25 protein-coding genes and 3 pseudogenes are annotated in these 22,806 nt (G+C 68.5%); 11 read left to right on the top strand and 17 right to left on the bottom strand.

From position 1 onward, the window contains the following. The 3 genes and pseudogenes from NLI01S_RS02510 to NLI01S_RS02520 all read right to left on the bottom strand — a co-directional run. Positions 1 to 114, bottom strand: a pseudogene (locus tag NLI01S_RS02510) (AraC family transcriptional regulator); the annotation flags it as partial. Between the two features lie 109 nt (positions 115 to 223). Continuing rightward, entirely contained in the window at positions 224 to 1,033 is an 810-nt protein-coding gene (locus NLI01S_RS02515) for a nucleotidyltransferase (RefSeq protein ID WP_067598476.1), read from the bottom strand. Continuing rightward, complete coding sequence (locus tag NLI01S_RS02520) at positions 1,030 to 1,776, bottom strand: hypothetical protein (RefSeq protein ID WP_067598479.1); 747 nt, start codon at positions 1,774 to 1,776, stop codon at positions 1,030 to 1,032. Before NLI01S_RS02520 ends, NLI01S_RS02515 begins: the two co-directional genes overlap by 4 nt. Before the next feature lie 205 nt (positions 1,777 to 1,981). On the opposite strand from NLI01S_RS02520, the gene NLI01S_RS02525 reads away from it, so the two are divergent. From NLI01S_RS02525 to NLI01S_RS02535, 3 genes are read left to right on the top strand one after another with little or no spacing between them, the layout of a single operon-like run. Further along, entirely contained in the window at positions 1,982 to 2,809 is an 828-nt protein-coding gene (locus tag NLI01S_RS02525) for an alpha/beta hydrolase (protein WP_067598482.1), read from the top strand. Next, entirely contained in the window at positions 2,809 to 3,792 is a 984-nt protein-coding gene (locus NLI01S_RS02530) for an ATP-binding cassette domain-containing protein (protein ID WP_067598485.1), read from the top strand. The genes NLI01S_RS02525 and NLI01S_RS02530 overlap by 1 nt, the downstream gene beginning before the upstream one ends. Then, the gene (locus NLI01S_RS02535) at positions 3,789 to 4,640 is read left to right on the top strand and encodes an ABC transporter permease (RefSeq protein WP_067598898.1); all 852 of its coding nucleotides are present in this window, start codon (positions 3,789 to 3,791) and stop codon (positions 4,638 to 4,640) included. The genes NLI01S_RS02530 and NLI01S_RS02535 overlap by 4 nt, the downstream gene beginning before the upstream one ends. Positions 4,641 to 4,699: 59 nt before the next feature. Here the strand turns inward: NLI01S_RS02535 and NLI01S_RS02540 are convergent, their stop codons facing one another. Continuing rightward, complete coding sequence (locus tag NLI01S_RS02540; protein WP_067598488.1) at positions 4,700 to 5,452, bottom strand: SDR family oxidoreductase; 753 nt, start codon at positions 5,450 to 5,452, stop codon at positions 4,700 to 4,702. 242 nt (positions 5,453 to 5,694) lie between these two features. On the opposite strand from NLI01S_RS02540, the gene NLI01S_RS02545 reads away from it, so the two are divergent. After that, positions 5,695 to 7,071: an FAD-binding oxidoreductase gene (locus NLI01S_RS02545; protein ID WP_067598491.1), complete on the top strand. Its 1,377-nt coding sequence runs from the start codon at positions 5,695 to 5,697 to the stop codon at positions 7,069 to 7,071. Between the two features lie 59 nt (positions 7,072 to 7,130). On the opposite strand, the gene NLI01S_RS02550 is transcribed toward NLI01S_RS02545, so the two are convergent. Beyond that, positions 7,131 to 7,841 carry a MerR family transcriptional regulator gene (locus NLI01S_RS02550; RefSeq protein ID WP_067598494.1) on the bottom strand — a complete coding sequence of 237 codons (711 nt, stop codon included), beginning with the start codon at positions 7,839 to 7,841 and terminating at the stop codon, positions 7,131 to 7,133. A gap of 169 nt (positions 7,842 to 8,010) precedes the next feature. Here NLI01S_RS02550 and NLI01S_RS02555 point away from each other — a divergent pair, with 169 nt between their 5' ends. After that, positions 8,011 to 8,679: a hypothetical protein gene (locus NLI01S_RS02555; protein ID WP_067598497.1), complete on the top strand. Its 669-nt coding sequence runs from the start codon at positions 8,011 to 8,013 to the stop codon at positions 8,677 to 8,679. 471 nt (positions 8,680 to 9,150) lie between these two features. After that, positions 9,151 to 9,696 (top strand): type 1 glutamine amidotransferase domain-containing protein, encoded by a 546-nt coding sequence (locus NLI01S_RS02560; protein ID WP_067598901.1) that lies wholly within the window; start codon positions 9,151 to 9,153, stop codon positions 9,694 to 9,696. Between the two features lie 410 nt (positions 9,697 to 10,106). On the opposite strand, the gene NLI01S_RS02565 is transcribed toward NLI01S_RS02560, so the two are convergent. From NLI01S_RS02565 to NLI01S_RS02585, 6 genes and pseudogenes are all read right to left on the bottom strand, one after another. Then, on the bottom strand, positions 10,107 to 10,562 hold the full coding sequence (locus NLI01S_RS02565) for an HIT family protein (protein ID WP_067598500.1): 456 nt from the start codon (positions 10,560 to 10,562) through the stop codon (positions 10,107 to 10,109). Positions 10,563 to 10,574: 12 nt separating this feature from the next. Beyond that, positions 10,575 to 10,790, bottom strand: coding sequence for a hypothetical protein (locus tag NLI01S_RS02570; protein ID WP_067598503.1), 216 nt, complete (start codon positions 10,788 to 10,790; stop codon positions 10,575 to 10,577). 91 nt (positions 10,791 to 10,881) lie between these two features. Next, the gene (locus NLI01S_RS25000) at positions 10,882 to 10,995 is read right to left on the bottom strand and encodes a methionine/alanine import family NSS transporter small subunit (RefSeq protein WP_084392259.1); all 114 of its coding nucleotides are present in this window, start codon (positions 10,993 to 10,995) and stop codon (positions 10,882 to 10,884) included. Beyond that, complete coding sequence (locus NLI01S_RS02575; RefSeq protein WP_067598506.1) at positions 10,995 to 12,611, bottom strand: sodium-dependent transporter; 1,617 nt, start codon at positions 12,609 to 12,611, stop codon at positions 10,995 to 10,997. Before NLI01S_RS02575 ends, NLI01S_RS25000 begins: the two co-directional genes overlap by 1 nt. A 161-nt stretch (positions 12,612 to 12,772) precedes the next feature. Beyond that, positions 12,773 to 13,884, bottom strand: a pseudogene (locus tag NLI01S_RS26780) (DUF2804 domain-containing protein). A gap of 80 nt (positions 13,885 to 13,964) precedes the next feature. Beyond that, complete coding sequence (locus NLI01S_RS02585) at positions 13,965 to 14,153, bottom strand: hypothetical protein (RefSeq protein ID WP_067598509.1); 189 nt, start codon at positions 14,151 to 14,153, stop codon at positions 13,965 to 13,967. A 24-nt stretch (positions 14,154 to 14,177) separates the two neighbouring features. On the opposite strand from NLI01S_RS02585, the gene NLI01S_RS02590 reads away from it, so the two are divergent. Beyond that, complete coding sequence (locus NLI01S_RS02590) at positions 14,178 to 15,104, top strand: ribonuclease Z (protein ID WP_067598904.1); 927 nt, start codon at positions 14,178 to 14,180, stop codon at positions 15,102 to 15,104. Between the two features lie 87 nt (positions 15,105 to 15,191). Here the strand turns inward: NLI01S_RS02590 and NLI01S_RS02595 are convergent, their stop codons facing one another. The 4 genes from NLI01S_RS02595 to NLI01S_RS25530 form a co-directional block, all read right to left on the bottom strand. Next, positions 15,192 to 16,193 carry an EamA family transporter gene (locus tag NLI01S_RS02595; RefSeq protein ID WP_084392261.1) on the bottom strand — a complete coding sequence of 334 codons (1,002 nt, stop codon included), beginning with the start codon at positions 16,191 to 16,193 and terminating at the stop codon, positions 15,192 to 15,194. Between the two features lie 217 nt (positions 16,194 to 16,410). After that, the gene (locus NLI01S_RS02600) at positions 16,411 to 17,463 is read right to left on the bottom strand and encodes a Gfo/Idh/MocA family protein (protein WP_067598515.1); all 1,053 of its coding nucleotides are present in this window, start codon (positions 17,461 to 17,463) and stop codon (positions 16,411 to 16,413) included. Positions 17,464 to 17,570: 107 nt separating this feature from the next. Then, positions 17,571 to 17,906 carry a hypothetical protein gene (locus NLI01S_RS02605; RefSeq protein WP_067598907.1) on the bottom strand — a complete coding sequence of 112 codons (336 nt, stop codon included), beginning with the start codon at positions 17,904 to 17,906 and terminating at the stop codon, positions 17,571 to 17,573. Positions 17,907 to 17,973: 67 nt separating this feature from the next. Then, a complete protein-coding gene (locus NLI01S_RS25530) occupies positions 17,974 to 18,111 on the bottom strand; it encodes a hypothetical protein (RefSeq protein WP_157090922.1) in 138 nt (45 codons plus the stop codon). A 10-nt stretch (positions 18,112 to 18,121) separates the two neighbouring features. Between NLI01S_RS25530 and NLI01S_RS02610 the strand changes: the two are divergent. The 4 genes and pseudogenes from NLI01S_RS02610 to NLI01S_RS02625 all read left to right on the top strand — a co-directional run. Then, positions 18,122 to 18,382: pseudogene (locus NLI01S_RS02610) on the top strand (Scr1 family TA system antitoxin-like transcriptional regulator); the annotation flags it as partial. Positions 18,383 to 18,384: 2 nt separating this feature from the next. Continuing rightward, positions 18,385 to 18,633, top strand: coding sequence for a DUF397 domain-containing protein (locus tag NLI01S_RS02615; protein WP_067598518.1), 249 nt, complete (start codon positions 18,385 to 18,387; stop codon positions 18,631 to 18,633). 105 nt (positions 18,634 to 18,738) lie between these two features. Next, positions 18,739 to 19,698, top strand: coding sequence for a phosphotransferase (locus NLI01S_RS02620; protein ID WP_067598521.1), 960 nt, complete (start codon positions 18,739 to 18,741; stop codon positions 19,696 to 19,698). Between the two features lie 152 nt (positions 19,699 to 19,850). Further along, positions 19,851 to 21,047, top strand: a complete 1,197-nt coding sequence (locus NLI01S_RS02625) for an erythromycin esterase family protein (protein ID WP_067598523.1) — start codon at positions 19,851 to 19,853, stop codon at positions 21,045 to 21,047. A gap of 28 nt (positions 21,048 to 21,075) precedes the next feature. Here the strand turns inward: NLI01S_RS02625 and NLI01S_RS02630 are convergent, their stop codons facing one another. Continuing rightward, complete coding sequence (locus NLI01S_RS02630; RefSeq protein ID WP_157090923.1) at positions 21,076 to 21,942, bottom strand: hypothetical protein; 867 nt, start codon at positions 21,940 to 21,942, stop codon at positions 21,076 to 21,078. A gap of 121 nt (positions 21,943 to 22,063) precedes the next feature. After that, positions 22,064 to 22,465, bottom strand: a complete 402-nt coding sequence (locus NLI01S_RS02635; protein WP_067598529.1) for a peptidase inhibitor family I36 protein — start codon at positions 22,463 to 22,465, stop codon at positions 22,064 to 22,066. Between the last annotated feature and the right edge of the window lie 341 nt (positions 22,466 to 22,806).

Raw genomic sequence — 22,806 nt, forward strand, 5'->3', positions numbered from 1 at the left:
CTAGGGGGTTTCTCCGTAGGCGGCGCGGAAGCTGCGGGAGAAGTGTCCGGTGGACATCAGGGCCTGGCGGGCCAGGGCGGGTACGTCCAGGGGCTGGGCGTAGTCGCGGTCCATGCGGTCGCGGGCGCGGCGTAGGCGTACCAGGTCGTCCAGGTCGGGGCGTTTCACGTTGTCAGTTTCGCACGGGGGTGCGACATCGATCCGTGGGGGCGCGGGGTGGTGTTCAGGGTGTGCTCTTGCGGCCGTGGGTGGCGGTGTAGGTGGTTTCCAGCCAGGGGGCCAGGTCGTCGAGTAGGCGGTGGAGCGGGGTGGGGTCGGGGGTAGGGCGGGTGGCGGTTCGTAGGGCCAGGCGCATCAGGTCGGTCTGGTGGGGGTGGTGGTGGGAGAACAGGTCGGTGGCCAGGTGCAGGTCGCTGGTCCAGCCACCCCAGGTGGGCATGGTGAGGGTGAATCCGGTGCGGACCAGACGTCGTCCGACGCGGCGGGCCAGGACGCTCAGGTCGGTGTCGGTGCGGGCCTGGGTCAGGGCGTGGCGCCAGCGGGGCAGGACGCGGTGCAGGTCACCGTTGGTCTGGCGGGCCAGCAGGGTGGTGGGCCGGTAGGCGGGTAGGTGGTGGGCCAGGTCGGGGCCGGTCAGTGGTGTGCACAGGCAGGCCACGAAGAAGCCGCCGTCTTGCGCGGTCAGGGGGCGCAGGATCTGGTCGGTGTGTTCCAGGAGGATGTCGCCGCCGTCGATGGTGGGGAAGGCGGCGTTCAACTCCGCCATCAGGGCGCTGGCCAGCGCGTGGTCCTGGGGGGTGGGTGGGGTGTGCAGCAGGGCCAGGGCGTCCAGGTCCGAGACCGCGGGGGTGGCGGTGCCGCGGGGGATGCCGCCGTACAGGTAGGCGCTGTGCAGGCGGGGCCCGAAGGTGTGGGGCAGGTGGGTGCGCAGCGCTTCGATGAGCGGGGCGAAGGCGGGTGGGACGTGGGTGAGGGAGCCTTCGCGGGCGATGGTGCCGTCGGGGTTGAGGCCGGTGGGTGGGGGCGCGCTCACGGGGTGGGCTCCAGGCGGTGCCAGGCCCACAGGTTGGGTTCGGTGTAGTGGCCGTGGTCGGTGGTGGTGTCGATGGTGACGGGGGTCAGGGCGCCGTCGATGATGTGTTCTCCGCTGCCGGGGAGGTCTTTGCCGGCCCATTGTCGCCATTGGTGCAGGGTGCCGGTGACGTGCATGGATTCTTGACATGGGTGGAGGATGTGGGCGCCCAGGCGGTGGTGGGTGCGGATCCAGGGGTCGAAGTGGGTGCCGTCGGGGCGTTTCCAGTTGGCGTATTCGGCCATGGGGATGAGCGGGTAGTGGTGTTTGAGGGTGGGGCGCAGGGGTGCGGCCAGCGCGGTGAGGCCGTGGGATGCGGCGTTGGTGCGTAGGGCTTTGGCCATGTGTGCGCTGAGGCGTTGGCCCTGGTGGGTGGGGGTGATGGCGATGTACAGGGCCACGGCGATGGTGGGGGTGCGTTGGTGGGTGTGGTCGTCGAAGGCTTGTCGTAGGGCCCAGGCGTAGCCGCCTTGGGGCAGGTCGTGTTCGCTGTGGTGCCAGGCGAGGGGGACGCTGTGGGCTCGGGCGATGACCTGGCCGTTCTCGACCAGGGCGAGTTGGTGCTCGCCGAAGGTGGCGGGCAGGTGGGGCCATAGGCGGGTGGAGTCCTGGTCGTGGAACATCACCTGGGGGCCGGGGTTGAGGTGGGGGTGGTCCAGGGCGGGGATCAGGTCGGGTCGCCTGGCCAGGGTGTGGATGGGCATGGGGGCATCCTGGCAGAGGCGCGGGTGGTGGGGCACGGTGTTTTGGCCGGTGGTGGGCGGTGGGGTGGTGCTGGCACCACTTCGGGGGGTGGGCGGAGGTGGAGGTGTGAGCGGGTGGTGACGTCATGGTGGTTCCCGGCGGCCGGATCTAGCGTTTGAGGGGTCGGGGAGGACCCGGCGATTTTCGGTTTCGTCGAGGAGAGTCATGATCGCGGTGGATCCCCCTTCCTGCGGTGTCGTTGAGGGCCCCTTGCGTTATGGGCGTGGTGTGCGACGTGGTGTGCGGGTGCTGGCCTTCGATGAGAGTGGGCCGGGGCGCATCGTGGAGGAGTTGGGGGATGCGGCCGAGGCCGATCATGTGGCGGTGGTGGTGCCGGGTAACGACAACGACCTGAGTAACTACTTCGATCAGGCGAGGTCGACGCGGCCGCGGGCGAACGCGGCGATCCTGTTGGAGGAGATGCGTCGTCAGGCTCCCACCGAACGGGTGGCGGTGGTGGTGTGGGTGGGGTATCGGACCCCGCGGGGGTTCGGTGAGGCGGTGATGCGGGCTCCGGCCGAGCGGGGTGCGCGTGATCTGGTGCGGTTGACCCGGTTCTTGCCGTCTTCGGCGCGGGTGACGTTGGTGGGGCACAGTTACGGTGCGGTGGTGTGCGGGTTGGCGTTGTCGCGGGCTCGGGTGGATGAGTGCGTGGTGTTGGGCAGTCCGGGGTTGGGGGTGCGTGACCGGGCCGCGCTGGGGTTCTCGGGGAATCTGTGGGCGGCTTTGGGACCCAAGGATTGGATCCGGTTCTTTCCGCGCGGGTATGTGGGCGGGGTGGGGCATGGGCCTTCGCCGTTGCGATCGGGTTTTGGGGCGCGGGTGTTCGCCACCGGCGACATTCCCGGGCACTGCTCCTATTACCGGTCCGGGAGTGAGTCGGTGCGCAACATCGCACGGATCGCGGTGGGCCGCTATGAGCGGGTGAGTGTGGTGGGTGGGTGCCCCGGGCAGGTGCCGGCCGTTGAGGTGCCCGGTTCGGTGGTGGCCTGATGGACACGGACACGGCGATCTTGGCGCGGGGGCTGCGCAAGGACTACCGGGGCGGCAGGGTGGCCTTGGACGGGGTGGATCTGCGGGTGGGTGCGGGGACCGTGCACGGGTTGTTGGGGCCCAACGGTGCCGGTAAGACCACGATGGTGCGGGTGTTGGCGACCTTGTTGTCCTTCGATTCCGGGCGCGCGTGGGTGGCGGGGGCCGATGTGGTGGCCCGGCCCTGGGTGGTGCGTGAGCGGATCGGATTCGTGGGCCAGTACGCGGCGGTGGACGAGGTGTTGAGCGCGCGCCGCAACCTGGAGATGTTCGGGCGTTTGTACCACTTGGGGCGGCGACGTTCGCGCTCGCGCGCCCAAGAGCTGTTGGAGCGGTTCGATCTGGTGGGGGCGGCCGATCGGCCGGTGCGCACCTTTTCGGGTGGGATGCGTCGTCGGTTGGATCTGGCGGCGGGGCTGGTGTTGGACCCGCGGGTGCTGTTCTTGGACGAGCCGACCACGGGGTTGGACCCGCGGAGCCGCGGTCAGGTGTGGTCGATGGTGCGTGGGTTGGTGGCGGGTGGCACCACGGTGTTGTTGACGACCCAGTACCTGGAGGAGGCCGACCGGTTGGCCGATCGGATCTCGGTGATGGACACCGGAAGGGTGATCGCCCAGGGCACGCCGGGAGAGTTGAAGGAGCGTGTGGGCGGGGGCCGGGTGGAGGTGGTGGTGGGTCGCACCGAGGAGTTGGGGGTGGTGGCCCAGGTGTTGGAGCGTATGGCCGGTGCGCCACCGTCGGTGGATGTGGACGCGTTGTGCGTGCGGGCGCCGCTGGCGGGAGGGGGCGGAGCGTTGACCAAGGTGGTGCGGGCCTTGGACGAGGCGGGGTTGGACGTGGAGGACATCGCGTTGCGTAAGCCCACGTTGGACGAGGTGTTCTTGGCCTTGACCGGTCAGGAGGGCGATGGTTCGGGTGATGTGGGTGGAAGGGGTTCGTGGTGAGTGGGGGCGAGTGGGCTCTGGGAGCGGTTGGTGGGGCGCGGTCGTGGTCGCGACGCCTGGGGTGGGTGGTGGCCGACTCGGCGGTGGTGGCGCGCCGTTATCTGGCGCATCTGGTGCGCAAACCCGATGAGCTCGTGGGCACGTTGATGATCCCGGTGTTGGCGGTGTTGCTGTTCGGGTTCGTCTTCGGTGAGGCGATGGGCGCGGCCATGGGGTTGGGTGGTGATGGGTACCGGGATTTCCTCATGCCGGGGTTGTTCGCGTTGACGATGGCGTTCGGGATCGGTAACACCACGATCGCGGTGGTCTCGGATGTGGGGCGTGGGGTGGTGGACCGGTTTCGGACGTTGCCGATGGCGCCCTCGGCGTTGTTGGTGGGCCGGTCGATGGCCGATGTGGTGGCGGCGCTGGTGGATCTGGTGGTGCTGGTGGGGATGGGGTTGTTGATCGGGTGGCGTTGGCACCTGGGTGTGGGTGCGGCGCTGGCGGCGTTGGGGTTGTTGTTGCTGTTGCGGGTGGCTTTCACGTGGGTCGGGATCTGGTTGGGGTTGATGGTGCGCAGCCCTGAGTCGGCGATGAAGTTCTTCTCTTTGGTGTTCCCGTTGGCGATGGTGGCGGAGACGTTCGTGCCCGCGGAGATGGTGCCGGTGTGGGTGGCTCCGGTGGCGGAGTGGAATCCGTTGTCGGCGACGGTGTTGGCGTGCCGGGAGTTGTTCGGGAACACGGCGGTGGCCGGTCAGGGGTGGGTGGCGCAGAACGCGGTGTTGATGGCGCTGGTGTGGCCGTTGGTGTTGTTGGCGGTGTTCGTGCCGTTGTCGGTGGTGCGTTATCGCCGGTTGAGCCGTTGACGTCCTGGGGTGGGGCGGGTGTGAGGGGGCCACTCGCCCCGTTTTCGTGTGCGGGATGTTCAGTGGTGGGTGGTGTTGTGCAGGTATTGGGTGAAGGTGGTGCGACCCACGACGTGTTCGGGGCTCAGGTGGTTTCCGGCGCGGAAGGCGGCGAAGATGCGGCCCGGGGCGCGTAGCGGCAGGCGGGGTTTGTTCAGACGGTGGGCGCGCAGGTAGGTGTCGGCCAGGTCGGCGAAGGGTTCGATGCGGGGTCCGCCCATGTCGTCGACGCGTCCGGCGGGTTCTTCTTGGGTCAGGCGGGCCAGGCGTAGGGCCACTTCGGTGGGGTCGACGGGTTGGACGTCCACGTCGGGGTAGGGCATGGCGGGCAGGCGTGCCATGCGTTGGCACAGGTCGTTGATGAGTGTGTGGAATTGGGTGGTGCGCAGGATGGTCACGCCCAGGTCGCTTGCCTGTAGGGCCTGTTCGACGGTGTGTTTGGTCTTGTAGTAGCCCAAGGGGATGCGGTCGACGCCGACGATGGAGATGTAGATCAGATGGTGCACGCGTGCTTTGCGGGCCGCGCCGATGAGGTGGGTGGCGGCTCGCAGGTCGCCTCCGGCGGGGGTGGAGGCCAGGTGCAGCAGGGTGTGGACGCCGTCCAGGGCTTGGTCGAGTCCGGTGCCTTGGCGTAGGTCGACGGTGTGGGCGTGGGGGTCGTTGGGATCGGGGTGGCGGCTGAGGGTGCGAACGTGGTCATCGCTTTGGCGTAGCAGGTCGGTGACGTGGGTGCCCAGGGCGCCTGTGGCTCCGGTGACCAGGATCGTGCGCATGCTCCACCTCCGAGGCCGGTGAGGGATTCACGTTAACACCGCTTTGGGTGGTTTTCGTGGGTTTTCAGGGGGGTGTCGAAAGTGTCGGGCAGGGCCCTTCCCAGGGTGGTGGCCCGAGGCAGGAGCGGCCCCGGTAGGAGGGAGGGGCGCAGGTGGTGACCGGCCGGTGTGGGATGTCCGGTTAGAGTGCTGGACATCGTCGGCGCAGACGGTGCCGTCACAGCGTGGTGAGGAGTGTGTCCATGTCCGCTCTCGTGCAGGAGTTGACGGCCGCCTTGGGCCAGGGGTCGGTGGTCACCGATCCACAGGTGATGGCCGGGTACGCGCACGATGAGGCCGAGTGGGCGCCCCACGGTGGCCCGGTGGCGGTGGTGCGCCCCCGTGAGACGGCGGACGTGGCGCGGGTGGTGCGCTCTTGTGTGGAGCACGGGGTTCCGGTGGTGGCGCGCGGCGCCGGTACGGGGCTTTCGGGTGCGGCCAACGCCGGCCAGGGGTGGGTGGTGGTCTCCTTCGAGCGCATGGATCGGGTGTTGGAGGTCGACGCGGTCCAGCAGAGCGTCACGGTGCAGCCGGGGGTGGTCAACGACGACCTGCGCGAGCGGGTGGCCGCCGACGGGTTGTGGTATCCGCCGGACCCGGCTTCGGCTCCGTGGTCGACCATCGGTGGGAACGTGGCCACCAACGCGGGCGGGTTGTGCTGTGTCAAGTACGGGGTGACCCGTGACTATGTGCTGGGCATGGAGGTGGTGACCGGGAGCGGTGAGGTGGTGCGGTTGGGGCGCACCACCGCCAAGGGTGTGACCGGTTATGACCTGGCCGGGCTCATGGTGGGTTCGGAGGGCACGTTGGGTCTGGTCACCGAGGTGACTTTGCGCCTGGTGCCGTTGCGCACCGGGGTGGAGCACACGGTGGTGGGCTACTTCGACTCGTTGGTGGATGCGGGACGGGCGGTCGCGGCGGTTTCGGCGGCCGGCATCGTGCCTTCGGCGATGGAGTTGATCGACCGGTTCTGTCTACGGGCGGTGGATGAGTGGAAGAACATGGGGCTCTCGGCCGAGGGTGAGGTGTTGTTGTTGGCCCGCAGTGACCTGCCCGGTGAGTCGGGCCAGGTCGAGGCCGACCGCATCCTGGAGTGTTTCGAAAAGGAGCGTGCGGTGTACGCGGTGCGTTCCACCGATGCCGAGGAGGCCGAGGCGTTGTTCTCGGCGCGCAGGTTGGCCTATCCGGCGTTGGAGCGGTTGGGTCCGTTGTTGACCGAGGACGTGTGCGTGCCCAAGGCGCGTGTGCCGCAGATGTTGGCGGCCATCGAGCGGGCCGCGGAGCGTTTCGACACCCACATCGGCAACATCGCCCACGCCGGCGACGGTAACCTGCACCCCTTGTTCATCGTTCCGGCCGGGGACGAGGCCGCCAAGGAGCGGGCCAAGCAGGCCTTCGAGGCGATCGTTGACGAGGCCTTGGCGATGGGTGGCACGGTCACCGGTGAACACGGGGTGGGGTTGCTCAAGATGCGTGGGGCCGCCCAGGAGTTGGGGCCCCAGGTGGTGGAGATGCATCGGGCGGTCAAGGCGGCGTTGGACCCGCACGGTGTCCTGAACCCGGGCAAGGTGTTCGCCTGAACCTTTTTGTCGTGCGGGGGTCGTTCTCGATGAGGACGGCCCCCCCTTTTTCGTTCGGGTCAGGTGTGGGTGAGGTGCTCGTGCAGGTGGGCGGCGGCGGTGAGCATCGCCCGGGAGCGGCCCAACAGGTCGTGGGAGCGCTGCTCCAGGGCCTGGTTCAGGGCGGTGGTGTCGCCGCTGTGGCGTAGTTGCTCCAGAACGGGGCCGATGTCGGGTAGCGGGTAGCCGACCTGGCGGAGCAGGTGGACGATACGGGCCAGTCGCACGTCGGCGGGGGTGTAGGTGCGGTACCCGGTGGTGTGGTCGCGTCGGGGGGTGAGCAGGCCGGCCTGCTCCCACACGCGCAGGGCCGAGGTGCGCACCCCCAGGTGAGCGGCGACCTCGCCGATGCGCAGGTCACCGGAGGGTGGAGTGGGGGCGTTCTCGGTGTGGTGGGCGATGGCGGCCAGGGCCTGGCCGGCCTGGTCCAGGGTTTGCCGGTGTCGGTGCAGGTCGGCGTGGGCGGCGTCGATGAGCTCCAGGGCGCGGTCGGTGTCCTGTGCGAGTACGGCGTGCATGATCTGGCGGGAGGTGTGACTGCCGAAGGCCGCGTACAGTGCCCGGTAGGTGAGCAGGGCGCGGCGGTGGTGGGCGGTGAAGACGCGGTAGCCGGAGGCGGTGCGTGGGGTGGGTGGTAGCAGGCCTTCGTCGGCGTGGTTGCGGACCTGTTGGGTGGAGATGCCCGCGGCGCGGGCCAGGTCGATGGGGCGCAGGCGGGCCGGCTCGTCCACGCGGTTCCTTCCGGAGAGGGGTGTGGGTGACGGGGTCAGGATAGGGCGGCCGGGGCGGGCCGGTGGTGTTGTTCGGGTCGGGGTGGTGGGGTGCGTGGATTGGAGGGAACCGGGGAGGGTGTGGGGCGCGTCTCACCGGTAGGAGAGTCGCGCTGAGAGGATGTGCCCCATGTCCGGTGGCGTTTTGGCCCTGTTGGCCATCGCGGTCGTGATCATCATCGCGATCTCGGTGATGAGTGCCGCGGCCGAGCGTGAGCGGGCCGGGACCTTGCGGGTGTGGGCCGATGGGCGCGGGTGGGGTTATGACCGTGAGCGGCCCGAGTTGGCCGACCGGTTCGCCGGTGCGCCCTTTCGGCGGGCCCCTTCCAACGCCAGGGCGGTGCATGTGCTCTCCGCCGAGCATCGGGGGCATCGGGTGTTGGCCTATGAGTACGTCTACACCGCTTGTGGCCGGGACGGGCGTTCGGCTCCCAGCACGCATCGTTTCCCGGTGGTGGTCGTTTCCACGCCGCACACCCCGGTGTTGCAGGTGCGCGCCGAGGCGGGGCCGGCCCTGCCGGGTGCGGGGCGGGTGCGGGTGGGTGGGCCCGCCTTCGATGAGGTCTTCGAGGTGCGTTGTGCGGACGAGGCGTTCGCGCGGGCGTTGCTGGATGAGCGGGTGCGCGCCTGGTTGTTGGAGGCGCCCGAGGAGCGGGCGGGGTTCCGTTTCACCGGTGAGCATCTTCTGACCTGGGGTGAGGGCCTGTTGGAGGCGGAGGCCGCGGTGGCCATGGCCGATCGGCTGATCGACCTGTTGGAGCACGTTCCCGCCGGGGTGTGGGAGGGCTCTCGGGGTTGAGTGGCGGGCGAATGGGGGTCGGGCGCGCTCGGTGGGGGCCGCCAGGTGGGTTGGTCACTCCAGCGCAGCGGCTCGGGTAGGTGGACGGTGTCGTTGGGGACCATGACGGCGGCCGGGGCGTGGGGCGGTAGCGGATGACGGTCAGAGCGGCGTTGGCCACCGGTGTGGAGATCCACCGCCATGGTGGTGCGTCCATGGCGTGGGCGAGCAGGTGGCAGATGAGGTAGGCGTGGGTGATGAGTACTTCGCGTCGTGGGACTTGCCCTGGGATCGGTCCGGTGAAGCGTTCCAGGACGCGGGTGGCCTCCTAAGAAGTGGACAAGGGTGGGGACGTGTACGGGTGTGGTCCGGTTCTCGGTGTGGAGGTGCTGATGGGTGTGAGGAAGAAGGGGTGGGCGGGTAGGGCGGACGATGTGGCAGCGGGCCCTGCTTCGGGCCCGAGCGAACACGACGTTCAGCAAGGGGGAGACCATGGCTGGAGAGCTCAACGGCCGGACGGTGGCGATCTTGGCCGCCGATGGGGTCGAACAGGTGGAGTTGGTGGAGCCTCGTCGGGCCTTGACCGAGGCGGGGGCCCGAGTGGAGTTGGTGTCGCTGAAGGCGGGATCGATCCAGGCGATGAACGGTGACATCGAGCCGGCCGACCGGTTCGATGTGGACCGTGAGGTGGCCGGTGTGGGGGTGGACGACTACGACGCCCTGGTGGTGCCCGGGGGGACGGTCAACCCCGACAACCTGCGTTCGGACAGTGACGCAGTGTCGTTCGTGCGTGACTTCGTTGCCGGTGGTAAGCCGGTGGCGGCGATCTGTCACGGGCCCTGGCTCCTGGTGGAGGCCGATGTGGTGCGTGGGCGCACCGTGACCTCCTACCCCAGTATCCGTACCGACATCCGTAACGCCGGGGGCACGGTGGTGGAGGAGGAGGTGGTCACCGATCACGGTGTCACCACCAGCCGTGACCCCGATGATCTGCCGGCGTTCTGTGCGCGGATCGTGCGCGAGTTCGCGGGCGGATGATGGGTGCGGCCCTTGGCCCGGTGCGGGGGCCGGGCCAAGGGCCCCTCGCGTGGTGGGGTGCGGACACGTCGGTGTTCCACCGCCGGCTGTAGGGCTTCGTTGAGTGTGGGCGATCGGTGAGTGGCCAGGCACTGGACGCGGGCCAGGATGGCTCGGCGCAGCGGGCTGTCCAAATCCGCGATCGGGCGGATCTGGCAGGCGTGCAACCTGCGCACACCCCCACCAGATAAGTGGGACTCGGACGCGGGAGGTAGGCCCCACCCACCAGGTGGGCGCCTACCCCCAAGCCCGTGAGGCTTCGACCACGGGTAGTTGACACCGTCCCACTCCTCCTGGCTTGACCAGGTCGAGAGGATCTTCGCCACCTCACCAGCGACCTGCTGCAACGCTCGAATCAGGCGTCTCCGTGGTCAGGGCAGCAGGGCGCGCAGCCTGGCCGCGTGGTCGTCGAGTTCGGTGCGTTCGGCCTCCTGCCACAGGGCGTGCACCGAGAAGGCATCGCCCTCGTAGCGCGGAAAGACGTGCAGGTGCGTGTGGAAGACCTCCTGGCCGGCCGCCTCGCCGTCGGCCAGGAACAGGTTGACGCCCTCGCAACGCATCGGTCCGCCGGTACCCGGGTCCGTGTCCCCTGGGTTCAGGGCGTTGCGGCGCAGGGCGTCTCCCACGCGGCGGGCCACGCTCCACAGCCGTCCGCCCAGCTCGTCACCGATCTCGCCCAAGCCCACCAAATGCTCGCGTGGAACCACCAGCACATGTCCTGGTGTGACCGGGTACAGGTCCATGAACGCCAACACCAGGTCGTCGGAGTGGACGAGGCTATGCGCGGCCGCGCCCTCGCGGATCAGACAGAACACGCACGCGTCCATGGGCACCTCCTTTTACCGGGGAGGAATCAGCATGGCACGGCGTGCGGCGAGCGTCATGCAGTTTTCCCAGCCGTGGATCGGGTCGTGCCGCCTTCGGTGAAATGCCCGCGAGCCGGTCACGGTGAGTCCGGGTTCGCGGGCGGCCTCGGTGGCGGTGTGGACGGCGTGGTCGGTGCGCTCGGTCTGGTGGCAGGGGCTCATGTACGTGGTCATCGCGGGGTCGTCCACGTCGACGGGTGTGTGCGGTGACCTCGTGCGGTGTGGCAAAGGATGGTGGGGCCGCCCGATCGGATCGGGCGGCCCCACCGTCTTGGGGACGTTATTCGGCTTCGGGTTCGTCGGGGTGGCGACGCAGGTGCAGTACCGCGGTGATGAGGCCGCCCCAGAGCACGGTGATGGAGATGACCATCATGACGATGGCGCTGGTGGACATCAGTGGTCCCCTTCCTTGTCAGGGGTGTGGTCGGTGGCCGGTTCGGTGCCGACCTGCTCGGGCTCTTCCAGTTGCACCGGGGCCTGGTCGTCCTTGTCCCGGGTGCGGGCGGCGTCGTCGCGGGCGATGGCGTCGGCCCTCTTCCAGGGGAAGCAGGCCATGATGATGCCGAAGACGATGGCACCGATGGCCACGCCCCATCCGGCGGCCAGGAGGAACCCTGTCGGGTAGCCCTCGTAGTTCTCGGTGAGTTCGATGCGCAGGCTGTCCCACATCATGATGCCGAGCAGGATGGGGGTGACCGCGCCCAGGGTGACGCGCCACCAGGTGCCCAGGTGGATGGAGGAGACGGCGTTGACGTGGGCTTGGAAGAGCTTGAGTCGGCGCACCCCCCAGGCGATGAAGACGACCAGGACCAGGCCGGCCAGTGCGATGCCGTACTGGTTGATGAAGCGGTCGAAGACGTCGAGGAAGTGCAGTCCCTCGTGGGTGGGGAAGAGCAGGATCGAGGCCAGGGCGGTGGCGCCACCGACCAGGGCCACGGTCTGGGTGCGGCCCAGCCCGGTGCGGTCTTGGACGGCGGAGACGATGACCTGGACGATGCTGATCAGTGAGGTGACGCCGGCGATGGACAGGCAGGCGAAGAACAGTACGCCGAACAGTGGGCCGCCGAAGGGCAGGCTGGAGATGATCTGTGGGAAGGCGACGAAGGCCAGTCCGATGCCGGAGGTGGCGACTTCGTCGACGGCGGTGCCTGCTGCGGCGGCCATGAATCCCAGGGCGGCGAAGACGCCGATGCCGGCCAGGAGTTCGAAGGAGGCGTTGGCGAACCCGGCGACCATGGCCGAACCGGTCAGGTCGGACTTGCGTTTGAGGTAGGAGGCGTAGGTGACCATGATGGCGAAGCCGATGGACAGTGAGAAGAACACGTGTCCGTAGGCGGCGATCCACACCTTGCCGGTGAGCATGGCCGACCAGTCGGGGGTGAAGAACGCGTTCAGGCCGGTGGCCGCGCCGTCCAAGGTCAGGGCCTGGATGACCATGATGCCGAACAGGAGCACCAGGAGGGGGATGGTGATCCTGTTGATGATCTCGATGCCGCGGCGCACACCGATGATGAGGATGGTCAGGGCGACCAGCCACACGCCGATGAGTGGCCAGGCGACCCCGGAGACGTAGCCCGAGACCGGTCCGGGTTCGGGGTTCATCTGGAGGAAGTCGTTGAAGAAGAACCCGTCGGGGTCGTTGCCCCAGGCCTGGGTGATGGAGAACCAGGTGTAGCGGATCGACCAGGCGATGATGACGGCGTAGTAGATGGCCACGACGAAGCAGATGGCCACCTGCCACCAGCCCAGGGCTTCGGCGGGGCGCCGGATTCGTCGGTAGGACAGGGGGGCCGAGGAGCGGTAGCGGTGGCCGATGCCGTATTCGAGGATGAGGAGTGGGATACCCGCGGTGAGCATCGCGATCAGGTAGGGCAGGAGGAAGGCTCCGCCCCCATTCTCATAGGCGACGTAGGGGAATCGCCAGATGTTGCCCAGTCCGATGGCCGATCCGATCGCGGCCATGAGGAATCCCGCTCGCGTTCCCCATTGCTCGCGAGGCTGTTGCCCCATGTTCAGGTCTCCTAAATCATCCCGTAGTTCGCGACCCGCACGGTAGCAGGATTTGGCCACCTTGGCATCGTTGGGGCTGGTCTGGTGGCTGGATGTTGTTTCTGTGGGGATTTTTGGTGCCGTTTTGTCTTGGGGTGGCGTGGGGGTGGGGGCAAGGGGAGCTAACCGGGTGTGTTCAGGGCGGCTGTGCTCGTGGCCTTCGCTCGCCAGGGGCAGGCGGGGGCGCGCACGGGGTGTGGGGTGCGTGCCCCGAGGATCACCAGCGCATGTGGACCTGTTCGGCGAAGCCGTTCAGGTCGCTCACGGTCAGGGGGGGTGCCGTCGTCGGTGCGTACGGTGCCCCGGTAATGGCCGAAGCATTGGTGGGTGTCGCTGACGATCAGGCCGGTGTCGGTGCGGTCGACGCGTTCGTGGAAGGGGGTGAATACCACGTCGACCTTGTCGGAGGCGGGGGTGTACAGGCGCCAGGGGGCGAGGAAGTCGTCGGGGTCGTAGTCCCAGACGAGTTCTTCACCGATCTTGGTGAGGCGGCCGTCCACGCACAGGGCGTTCTCGGTCAGGCCGGTGCCCTTGGTCCATTGGCCGCCGAACTGTAGGCCCAGGGTGTGGCCGTTGGTGTGTCCGGCGGCGGCGCCCCAGTTCCAGTTGATGTCGTAGGCCAGCGGCCGCGGCCGTGGTCCAGTACGCCGAAGGCGTCGGTGAAGTCGTAGGTGTGCTCGCCCAGTCGAACGGTGCCCGAGGCGGGCAGGGCGGTGTTCTTGGAGGTGTACTGGAAGCGGGTGGGGCTCCAGGGGATGACCACGCTCATGGATTCGTGGCCCGGGGGTGGGCTGATGAGCAGGTCGGCGTGCAGGGGCCCGTGGTCGGTGGTGCAGGAGAAGCGCAGCCGGGTGCCGGTGGGGGTGTCGTCGATGTGGGCGCGGATGGGACCCAAGGCGGCGGTGGGGCCGGCGCCCAGACTGTGGGGGACGCGCACCCCGTGGCCCAGGGGGCGCAGCGCGGTGCGCGAGACCTCCACGGGCGCGGTGGGGTTCGCGTGGTCGAGCAGGTAGACCGAGGTCAGGCCCAGGTAGTCGATGTCGGCGACGGTGATGGCGACCAGGTGGGTGGGGGTGCTCACGCACCAGTACTCCCAGCGTTTGGTGCGTGACCAGCCGGGGATGTGGGTGCGGTGCAGTGGGGTGCGCGACCAGCCCACCGCCCCGGGGTTCAGGCGCCCCTGAGGGGTGCACAGGTCCACGGGTGAGGTGATCTCGCGTTCGTGTGTGGGCATGACCGTCAAGCCTACGGTGTGCGGCCATGGGTGTGGTGGGGTGGGTGGGGCCGGGGCCGTCGGGGCGGCACGGTGAGGGCTCAGGCGGGTTCGTCGATGCCCACCGGGGTCGGGCGGGCACCGATCGCATCGGTGTTACGTCCGAACTCCTGGGCGAGCTCGGCCGGGGGGCGTGCCGTGAGCGGCGTGTCGGGCCGGTAGGTGTTGGGGGTGGTGTTGTCTGTTGTGGACAGAGCGGACAGAGACGGTGTTCGAGAGGGGCGGGACACTCAGGGAATGGGACAATGCGGGCCATGTCGGTTCGTGAACTCGTGATCTTGGGCAGTTCCAGTGCGGTGCCCACCCGTCGTCGCAACCACAACGGGTACTTCCTGCGTTGGGGAGATCAGGGGGTGCTGTTCGACCCCGGTGAGGGCACCCAGCGACAGATGCGCATGGTGGGGCTCGCGGCCTCCGACATCACCCGGATCTGTGTGACCCACTTCCATGGCGACCACAGTCTGGGGTTGCCGGGCATCGTGCAGCGCATCGCCCGTGACCAGGTGTCGCACACGGTAAGGGCCGCCTACCCGAGTGCGGGCCAGGAGTACTGGGAGCGGTTGCGCCACGCCACCTCCTTCGTGGACACCGACGTGATCGTTCCCCAGCCGGTGGGCGGCTCGGGCGGCTGTGTACCTGGCGAGGACGAGCCCTTCACCATCACGGCGTTGCCGCTGCGCCACTCGGTGCCGGCCTATGGGTACCGGTTGGTCGAACCGGACGGGTGGCGGATGCTGCCCGAGCGGTTGGCGCACTTGGGGGTGCGCGGGCCCGACATCGCCCGTTTGCAACGTCAGGGGAGCATCGAGGTGCGGGGGCGTACGGTGGAGTTGGCCGAGTGCGCCCGACCCCGCCCCGGGCAGGTGTTCGCGTTCGTGATGGACACCGGCGAGTGCGAGCAGGCCGTGGAACTGGCGCGGGGCGCGGACATGCTGGTGATCGAGTCGACCTACCTGGACGAGCACGAGGAATGGGCCGAGCGGTACGGGCACCTGACGGCCCGGCAGGCGGGGCGGATCGCGGCGCGGGCGGGGGTGCGTCTGTTGGTGCTCACCCACTTGTCGGAGAGGTATGAGCAGGACCAGGACGGGTTGTTCGTGGCCCAGGCCGCCGAGGAGTTCGATGGGTCGGTGGTGTTGGCCGCGGACCTGGACCGGATCGCGTTGCCGGCCCGACGTTGAGCCGTGGGGGCCTGGAGCTGGGTGTTGACGTTCTCGCGTGTGCGCCCGAGGTGAGGTCGGTGTTGGTGCGCTGAGGTCGGGTCGGGTTCAGTGCCGGTCCAGGGCCCGAGAGTGTGGTGGGTCGCCTTCGTCGGTCGGTGTGGTGGTCGGTTCGTCGGGATCGCTCGCCGCGGTGGTGGTCGGGGTGGGGGGCACCGCGGTCTGAGCGATGAACGCCCCGGTCACGATCACCATCGCGCCCAGCAACTGCATGGTGTTGAGCGCCTCACCGAGCAGGATCCAGGCCAGCACGATGGCGGTGACCACCTCCAGGTAGGCCACACCTCCGGCGACCTGCGGGGACAGGCGCTTGATCGCCGAGACCCCGAGGAAGTAGGCGATGGCGGTGCACACCAAGGCCAGCCACGAGGCGAGGGCCCACCCGGGCAGGGTGAGAGAGCCCAAGGGCAGAGGGGCGCCCAGCAGATGCCAGGGCAGGGTCCAAGGGCGGGACAGAAGGCCCAACACCACACCGGCGATCAGCGCACCGAAGGCGATGACCGCCAACGGGTCGGTGTCCTCTCCCATGGCATCGCCCAACAGGAAGAACGCCGCCTGGGCGGCGGCCGCACCCAACGCCAGACCCACCCCGATGGCGTCCAGGCGCATACCGGCCCACACCTCCAACAGCAGGCCCAGCCCGGCCACCGCCGACACCACACCGATGACGGCGGCGGGGGAGACCCGGTTGCGGCGCACCACACGCACCCAGAGCAGTACCAGGACCGGGCCCAGGAACTCCAGCAGCAGGGCGACACCGACGGGGATGCGGGCGATGGCGGCGAAGTACAGGGCCTGGACTCCGGCCATGGGGAAGAGGCCATAGGCCAGCAACAACAGGGGGCGGCGCGGGACCAGACGCCAGTGGCGCAGGGCCACCGGCAGCAGGATCAGTGCGGCGCCGGCCACCCGTAGCCAGGTGACATGGAGCGGGTCCATGCCGGCGTCCAACAGGGGGCGGGCGAAGACCCCCGAACCGCCGAAGGCCAGAGCCGAGGCGAGGGCGAAGGCCAGCCCGGAGGGGCGGTGGCGGGTGGGGAGGGCGGACACGCGGGGACACTCCAGGAGCAAGGTGGGATGAGGGGACGACCGGGAGTGGATTCGAGGTCGCCTCGAGCTTAGAGGAGAGCCTTGGGCGTGGCCGATGGCAGGTGCGCCCGGTCGGTCTCATCGACGAGGTGTCCTAGGTCGAATGCGGGCCGTTGGAGTGATGTGGCCGCGTCCGGCACGGGATCGTTCGCAGGCCGGGCGTTGGGGGCGGGGTGATTCAGGTCCAGGGCAGGGGGACCGGCACCGGTATCGAGCCTTCCTCCAGGGAGCGGGCGCCGGCCACCCCCACCAGGGACGCGGCCACGGCCTCGCGCACCCCCACCGGTGGTGGCGCACCCTCTTCCACGGTCGCGCGCAGCCCTTGGAGGACGAGCACCGTGCCCTCCTGTCCTCGTTCCACGGCGACGTCGTCCACGAGTACCGGAGGGGCGATGTGTTCGTCCTCCCGGGTGTGCCCGTCCGCGCGCGCCCATCCCGGGTGACGCACCCGCACCGACCAGGCGCTCTCGCCGAGGCTTCGCCCCGCTTCGGCGGCTGCGCGTGTGCCGTGCACCGAGATCCGGCTCCAGTGCGAGTCCGGTTCTCCCTGAAGGAAGCCGTTGCGGGTCAGGGCCAGCGCCCCGGTGGACAGGCGCACCGCCATCACCGAGGCCTGTCTGGGAGAGGCGGTGTGCACGGTGAAGGCGGTGACCTGCACCGGCAGGGCTTCGGTGATCGCCAGGATGGGCGATAGCGAGTGCGTGCAGTAGGCGCTCGGAGCGATACGGCCACGCCAGTGTCCGGGGTCCCCGATCAGGTCTTGGACCGTTCGGGGGGCCATGGCGTGCAGATAGTCCGCTTCGATGAGGTCGATCTCGCCCAACGTGCCCTCTTGGGCCAGTGTGCGTAGGAGTCGCGTGTGCGGGTGCAGGACGTAGTTCTCCGCGAAGGAGTAGGTGGCCGTGCTCGCCTGGGCGGTGGCCAGGAGTTCGGCTCCCTCCCGGGCGTCGACGCAGGCCGCGGTCTCTGAGAGTACGTGGACGCCATGTTCGAGGAAGGTGATGGCCAGGGGTGCGTGGGAGTCGAAGTCGTTGGTGAGCAGGACCGCGTCCAGATCCTGGTGGAGCAGGTCGCGCCAGTGCGCGACCAGGGTCAGGGTGGGCAGTTGCGCGCCGGCGTTTCGCGCCGTGGCGGGGTCCACGTCGCAGCCCGCGACCACTTCGATGCCGATTCGTTTCGCCCATCGGGCCATGTGCAGTCCCTGGCGAAGGCCCACCACTCCCATACGCATGGGTCGATGATCCCCGTACCGGTGGCGTGGGGCCACCGGTTTTCCAAGGCGGGGCGCGGGAGATGGGATTCGTTCACCGGGTGGGGCCTGGTCGCGAGCCGATGGTTTCAGGCACGTGTGGTCGGCAACTCCAGCAGGGTCTGGCCGGGGATGGAGGCGTCGGGGCGGCGATAGCGTGCCAGGCAGCGGCGGCAGTCGACCCCGGTGGCGGCGGCGCGCAGGCGCAGTGGGTCCACGGCGGCGTGGCATCCGGTGGCCGGTACCGACACCCCTGCCCACAGATGGCTGGTGAGGGTGTGCACGATCTCGCCGGAGCCGATGGTGACGCCCTTGGCGCCGGTCAGGCCGGCGCGGTGGCGGTTCAAGACCGCCATCAGGTGTTCGACGTCGGTCCGTCCCGCCTGTGGGGTGGGGCCGTTGGGCCCGAAGACGGTGTTGTCCATGGTCGGAAGGATGCCCGTCAAGTGGGGCGGGAACACCTCGACAGGCCGTGCCCGTGGACAATGGGGTTCAGTCGAACAGAGCGCGCAGCAGGCGGGGCTCCTGTTGGGTGAGCCAGTCGTTGCGTCGGTCCCAGCGGGCCCAGCCGCCGAAGCGTTCCAGGTCGCGGATGAACAGGGTGTTGCCGCTCTCGACCATGGTGCGCACGAAGGCACGGGAGACTTCGTTGTTGGTGATCGCTGATGAGGCTGGTGCGCACCCCGCAGTCGATGGCGCCTTCGCCCTGTTCGATTTCCCCCGTCCAGAGCCGGGCATAGTCTCAATTCCCACCGTGGTGGAGGCGCTGTACGTTGAAGACGGAGACTACTTCGACAAACACGCGCTGATCTTCGATGCCGTCCAGAACCTGGCGTTGGACCCGCAGAGGTCGCTAGACCTGATCGGTTCCATCGCCGACGAGCACGACAAGCGAGCCTGAACATGTTGCTGGAGTTCCGTAAGTCCTCCTACTCCACCAGCGGTGACAACTGCGTGGAGATCGCCCCCATCCTCAACTTCCGTAAGTCCTCCCATTCGTCTGGGCATGAGAACTGTGTGGAGGTCGCGGGCCTGCCCACGGGTGCCGCCATTCGTGACTCCAAGTACCCCGAACTGGGTTTCCTCCCTGTCGGGGCCGGTGAGTGGGACTCCTTCACCCGTCTGGTCGCCGCCGAAGCTCCCGACGCCTGACCCGAGCGTTTCCCGGTGGTGGGCCGTTTCCCGGTCCGCCACCGATCGGCGACACAGCGCCCGATCCGGTGTTCCACCAGATCCGGGGCGTGGCACGATCGGCTGATGACCGACTTCCTCACCCGAGAACAGCTCGCCCGCCGTACCTCCGCCGCCGTGCAGGCCGCAGTCGGAGCCGGACGCGACCTCGGACTCACGGTGACCGAACCCCGACTCCTCCACGACCTGTTCTCCGTGGTCGTGCACCTGGCGCCCTCCCCCGTCGTGGCCCGGATCCCCACCGTCCTGCCGCAATCCACGAGCCTGGAATCCCTGGCCGCACGCCAAAGCGCGGAACTGGACGTGACCCGGTGGCTGGACGAACAGGGCGTCCCCGTGCTCCCGCCCAGCCCCCTCGTGCCACGCCGACCCGTCCAGCGTGACGGGTTCTCGATGACGTTCTGGCAGTACGTCCAGGAGAACCGTGACAAGGAACCCGACTACGCGGTCAACTCCGAGAGCACCGCGAACCTGCACGCCGCCCTGCGCGACTACCCGGGGCGGCTGACGTTCCTGGGCGCGGCCGATCCGCACTCGCTCTCGGCCGGCCTGGATCAGCTGGAGAAGAGCCCCGACCTCATCTCCCCTCAGGACTTGGACCGCGCCCGTCGTGAGTGGCGGGTCCTGGAGCCCGTCGCCGGCTCACGCGCGGAGTTCGAGAAGGCGTTTCCGGGCATCGACCTACAGCCCGTCCATGGTGACTCCCCGCCCGCGAACATCTTCGCAGCGGTGGACGGGGATCGCTACGCCGACTTCGAGCTGGTCTCGCTGGGCCCGGTGGAGTGGGACCTGGCCGCGTTGGGACCGGAGCTGGAGGCCTCCTACAACCGTGGCGCGCGACGTAACGGGCAACGTGAGCTCGATGAGGACGTGCTGTCCTTCGTCAACGCGGTGGGGGCACTGCGAGTGATCGCCACCCTCGAACTCGTCCCGAAGCTGCCTCTGCTGGCGCAGTACCTGAACCCGGCCGTCGACCAGTGGCGAGCCACACCGTTCACCACCGGCCTGCCAAGGCCGGCCGACTGACTCCGGTGGGCTGATTCGGGTGGATGGGTGCCCGCCGGACGTCCCCCTGCCGATCTGTGTCGGGATGCTACCCGGTTTGAGGGTTTTCCTTATGAATCCTGGCCATTTCAGGAAAAAGTCCAAATAGGAACTTCAGGGATACCGTTGAAGGTATGGATTTCGACATCGAAGATGCCACCCGAGCCCTCGACGTCAACGCCGTCATGGACCTGTTGCCACAACGGCCACGGCTGCTGGCCTTGGGCGAGCCCGCCCACCGCCAAGGCACGCTGCTGAACCTGCGCAACGACCTCTTCCGAGAGCTCGCCGAACAGTACGGCTACCGCACGATCGCGATCGAGAGCGATTGTCTGAGGGGCCTGGTCGTGGACGAGTACGTCACCGGTGGCCCGGGCACCCTGGAGGAGGTGCTGGAGCGCGGATTCAGCCACCAATGGGGCGCCGACCAGGGCAACCGTGACCTGGTGCGCTGGATGCGTTCCCACAACGAGGGCCGGCCCGCCCACGAACAGGTTCGCTTCGTCGGCTTCGACGGCCCGTTGGAGATCACCGGTGCCCAGAGCCCACGCCAGGCCCTGATCGCGCTGCACGGGTTCCTCTCCACCCACGTGGAATCGGGGCTGTTGCCCTGCACCGCACACACCCTGCACGACCTGCTGGGCGCCGACGAACAGTGGACCGAACCCGAGGCCATGATGGACCCCACCCGATCTGTGGGACGCTCCGCCGAGGCCGACCGACTGCGACTGATCGCCCACGACCTGGTGGCGCTGTTGGAGGAGGACGCCCCGCACCTGATCGCGAAGACCTCGCAAGAGGACATGGAGCGGGCGCGCCTGTACGGGCGTACCGCCACCGGTCTGCTGCGCTACCACCACTGCATGGCCGACACCTCACCGGCCCGCATGTCCCGGTTACTGAGCGTGCGCGACGCGATGATGGCCCACAACCTCCTGGCCACCGCCGAACGCGCGGCGACGATGGTCCACGCCCACAACGCCCACCTGCAAAGGCACCAGAGCAGCATGGACATGTGGCAGGGGCGGGTGCGATGGTGGAGCGCCGGAGCGCTGCTGAACGCCCGCCTGGGCCAGGAGTACGCCTTCCTGCACACGGCACTGGGCACCCTGTCGGGCCAGGGCGTGGACACTCCACCGCCGCACACCATCGAAGGGCTGCTGCATGAGCTGGAGGGCGACCATCACCTGGTCGATCCCCGGCCCCTGGCCCGGGCCTTGGAGGGCGCCCCGCTCCGACCTCGTGAGTCGCCCTGGTTCGGATACGCCCCACTGGCCCCGGCCCACTTGGCCGGAATCGACGGCCTGGTGTTCGTCAAGCACGTGGCCTAGAGGCACTGACCACAGAGGTCGAGTACATCTAGGACCCGAACCGTTCGAGTACCGTTCGCGCCGTCTCCAGTTGGACGTCCCTGACCTGGGCGAAGAGTGCGAAATCCCGGGGGTGTTCCTCGATCAGGTCCTCTTGCTCCGCCGCCTCCGCCTCGCGCCAGACCTCGACCACCGAGGCGTCCTCCTTACAGGCCACGTCCGCCGTGGCCACCTCTCTCTCCTGCGTTGACGGATCGTCCTCCCCTTCCGCCCAACGCTCCTCGGCCCAGGCCTCGGGCGGAGTGGGATAGTCCAAGCCCCGCTCCGCCATGCACGCGCTCCAGGCGGAGAAGGCGTCGACCACCGGGGGCGCGCTTCGGGAGGTCTCGAAGCTCGCGTGGATGTAGGAGTTCAACAGGTCGTAGTCCATGTCGGGGACACCCGCCGTGATGTCCCCGGCCGCCTCTTCGAGGCACCCGGTTTCGCCCTCGCTCCCGTGGGCCGCTCGGTGCTCGGTGGCCAGGAGGGTGAGCCGCTCTTGCCGCGTCTCCTCCACGAGGACCTCGTCCGCCGCCCCCGGCGGGGCGCCGTAACCGTACTGTCGGGCCACCTCCATCTCGATCACTCCGTATCGACGTCGGTGCGCGGGGTCGGTCCCCTCCTCCTCGGGGGCGGGGAGCACCTGCCAGTCCATGCCGTGTCTTCGCATGCAGTCGCGCACGAGCAGGTCCTCGGCGTAGTCGAGTGTTCGCATTTGGAAGGGGGAGAGCGTGTACTCGTCGAAGGGCAGGGTCAGCGACCGCACCCTCTGATCGGCGGGAAGGTAGCGGTCCCCGCCTTCCCCATCCTGTACGCCGCAGGCGGCGAGTCCGAGGGCAAGGCACAGCGACCCGGCCACCGAAAGAAGTCTGTTCATCGGTTTGTTCGGGCTTGGAGACCCGGTCCTTCAGGTCCGGGAGGAAACGCCCTATTCCTTCCATCGGTTCTTCATCGGCATGGTGCCGGGAAGGCCGCGCCCGACTTCCCCGGCACGCTGATCACCAGACCTTGATCGAGCTGATCTTGTTGTCGAATCCGTTGTCGGTCAGATCCTTGTCGGAGGAGTTCTTCTGGGCGTAGTAGGACGCCCCCTTGTATTCTGCGTGCTCGTAGAAGGAGGCGTTGCTGGACTTCTGGTTCTTCATGGAACTGGCGTTGTCATTGACGCTACGGCAACCCGACCCGCTCCAGCAGTTGCCGGCCAGGTTGCGGTCGCTGCCGGAGGTCCGCCAGGACCCGCCCTTGTAGTCGTCGTGCTCGTAGAGGTAGATGTAGGTGGCCTGCGCCTCGACCATGGGGACGCTCGCGGCCGAGGCCGTCGGGGCCGTACCGAGCACACCGGCGACGGCGACGGCGGCCACCATCGCTGCGGTGGCGAACAGTCGCTTGTTGGCAGACATGGATTCCCTCTCTCGGTTGGAGACGCCAATAGTTACCACGGCCGGAATGTCCCGGTCGCGCTTCGCGGCGCCCCCAACGACATTAGGCGAGGAGTTCGATCATGAAAAGGAAAAGCCTTGGCCACATTAGGCCGTCGTCGGCATGACATTCCGGGATTCAGAGCCCATATTGGAGCAATTGCGGATAAAAATTAATGCCCAACAGCATTACTGAATTCGCTGGTCGCCATGATTGGGCAGAGGAGACAGCAACGGGTGTGGTCGCCGTTCACCCGCGCCGGGGCCACGCGGTCCGACCTCCTCGGGCGGACCCGGGCGCGCCGCGCCCGCGGGGGTCGTCC

The sequence above is a fragment of the Nocardiopsis listeri NBRC 13360 genome (genome assembly GCF_001570765.1).
Lineage (GTDB): Bacteria > Actinomycetota > Actinomycetes > Streptosporangiales > Streptosporangiaceae > Nocardiopsis > Nocardiopsis listeri.

Coding starts and splice junctions, on each gene's coding strand:
- NLI01S_RS02520 (WP_067598479.1), bottom strand. CDS start 1,776: ATGCCCATCCACACCCTGGCCAGGCGACCCGACCTGATCCCCGCCCTG.
- NLI01S_RS02525 (WP_067598482.1), top strand. CDS start 1,982: ATGATCGCGGTGGATCCCCCTTCCTGCGGTGTCGTTGAGGGCCCCTTG.
- NLI01S_RS02530 (WP_067598485.1), top strand. CDS start 2,809: ATGGACACGGACACGGCGATCTTGGCGCGGGGGCTGCGCAAGGACTAC.
- NLI01S_RS02540 (WP_067598488.1), bottom strand. CDS start 5,452: ATGCGCACGATCCTGGTCACCGGAGCCACAGGCGCCCTGGGCACCCAC.
- NLI01S_RS02545 (WP_067598491.1), top strand. CDS start 5,695: ATGTCCGCTCTCGTGCAGGAGTTGACGGCCGCCTTGGGCCAGGGGTCG.
- NLI01S_RS02555 (WP_067598497.1), top strand. CDS start 8,011: ATGTCCGGTGGCGTTTTGGCCCTGTTGGCCATCGCGGTCGTGATCATC.
- NLI01S_RS02560 (WP_067598901.1), top strand. CDS start 9,151: ATGGCTGGAGAGCTCAACGGCCGGACGGTGGCGATCTTGGCCGCCGAT.
- NLI01S_RS02565 (WP_067598500.1), bottom strand. CDS start 10,562: ATGGACGCGTGCGTGTTCTGTCTGATCCGCGAGGGCGCGGCCGCGCAT.
- NLI01S_RS25000 (WP_084392259.1), bottom strand. CDS start 10,995: ATGTCCACCAGCGCCATCGTCATGATGGTCATCTCCATCACCGTGCTC.
- NLI01S_RS02575 (WP_067598506.1), bottom strand. CDS start 12,611: ATGGGGCAACAGCCTCGCGAGCAATGGGGAACGCGAGCGGGATTCCTC.
- NLI01S_RS02590 (WP_067598904.1), top strand. CDS start 14,178: ATGTCGGTTCGTGAACTCGTGATCTTGGGCAGTTCCAGTGCGGTGCCC.
- NLI01S_RS02600 (WP_067598515.1), bottom strand. CDS start 17,463: ATGCGTATGGGAGTGGTGGGCCTTCGCCAGGGACTGCACATGGCCCGA.
- NLI01S_RS02605 (WP_067598907.1), bottom strand. CDS start 17,906: ATGGACAACACCGTCTTCGGGCCCAACGGCCCCACCCCACAGGCGGGA.
- NLI01S_RS02615 (WP_067598518.1), top strand. CDS start 18,385: ATGTTGCTGGAGTTCCGTAAGTCCTCCTACTCCACCAGCGGTGACAAC.
- NLI01S_RS02620 (WP_067598521.1), top strand. CDS start 18,739: ATGACCGACTTCCTCACCCGAGAACAGCTCGCCCGCCGTACCTCCGCC.
- NLI01S_RS02625 (WP_067598523.1), top strand. CDS start 19,851: ATGGATTTCGACATCGAAGATGCCACCCGAGCCCTCGACGTCAACGCC.
- NLI01S_RS02630 (WP_157090923.1), bottom strand. CDS start 21,942: ATGAACAGACTTCTTTCGGTGGCCGGGTCGCTGTGCCTTGCCCTCGGA.
- NLI01S_RS02635 (WP_067598529.1), bottom strand. CDS start 22,465: ATGTCTGCCAACAAGCGACTGTTCGCCACCGCAGCGATGGTGGCCGCC.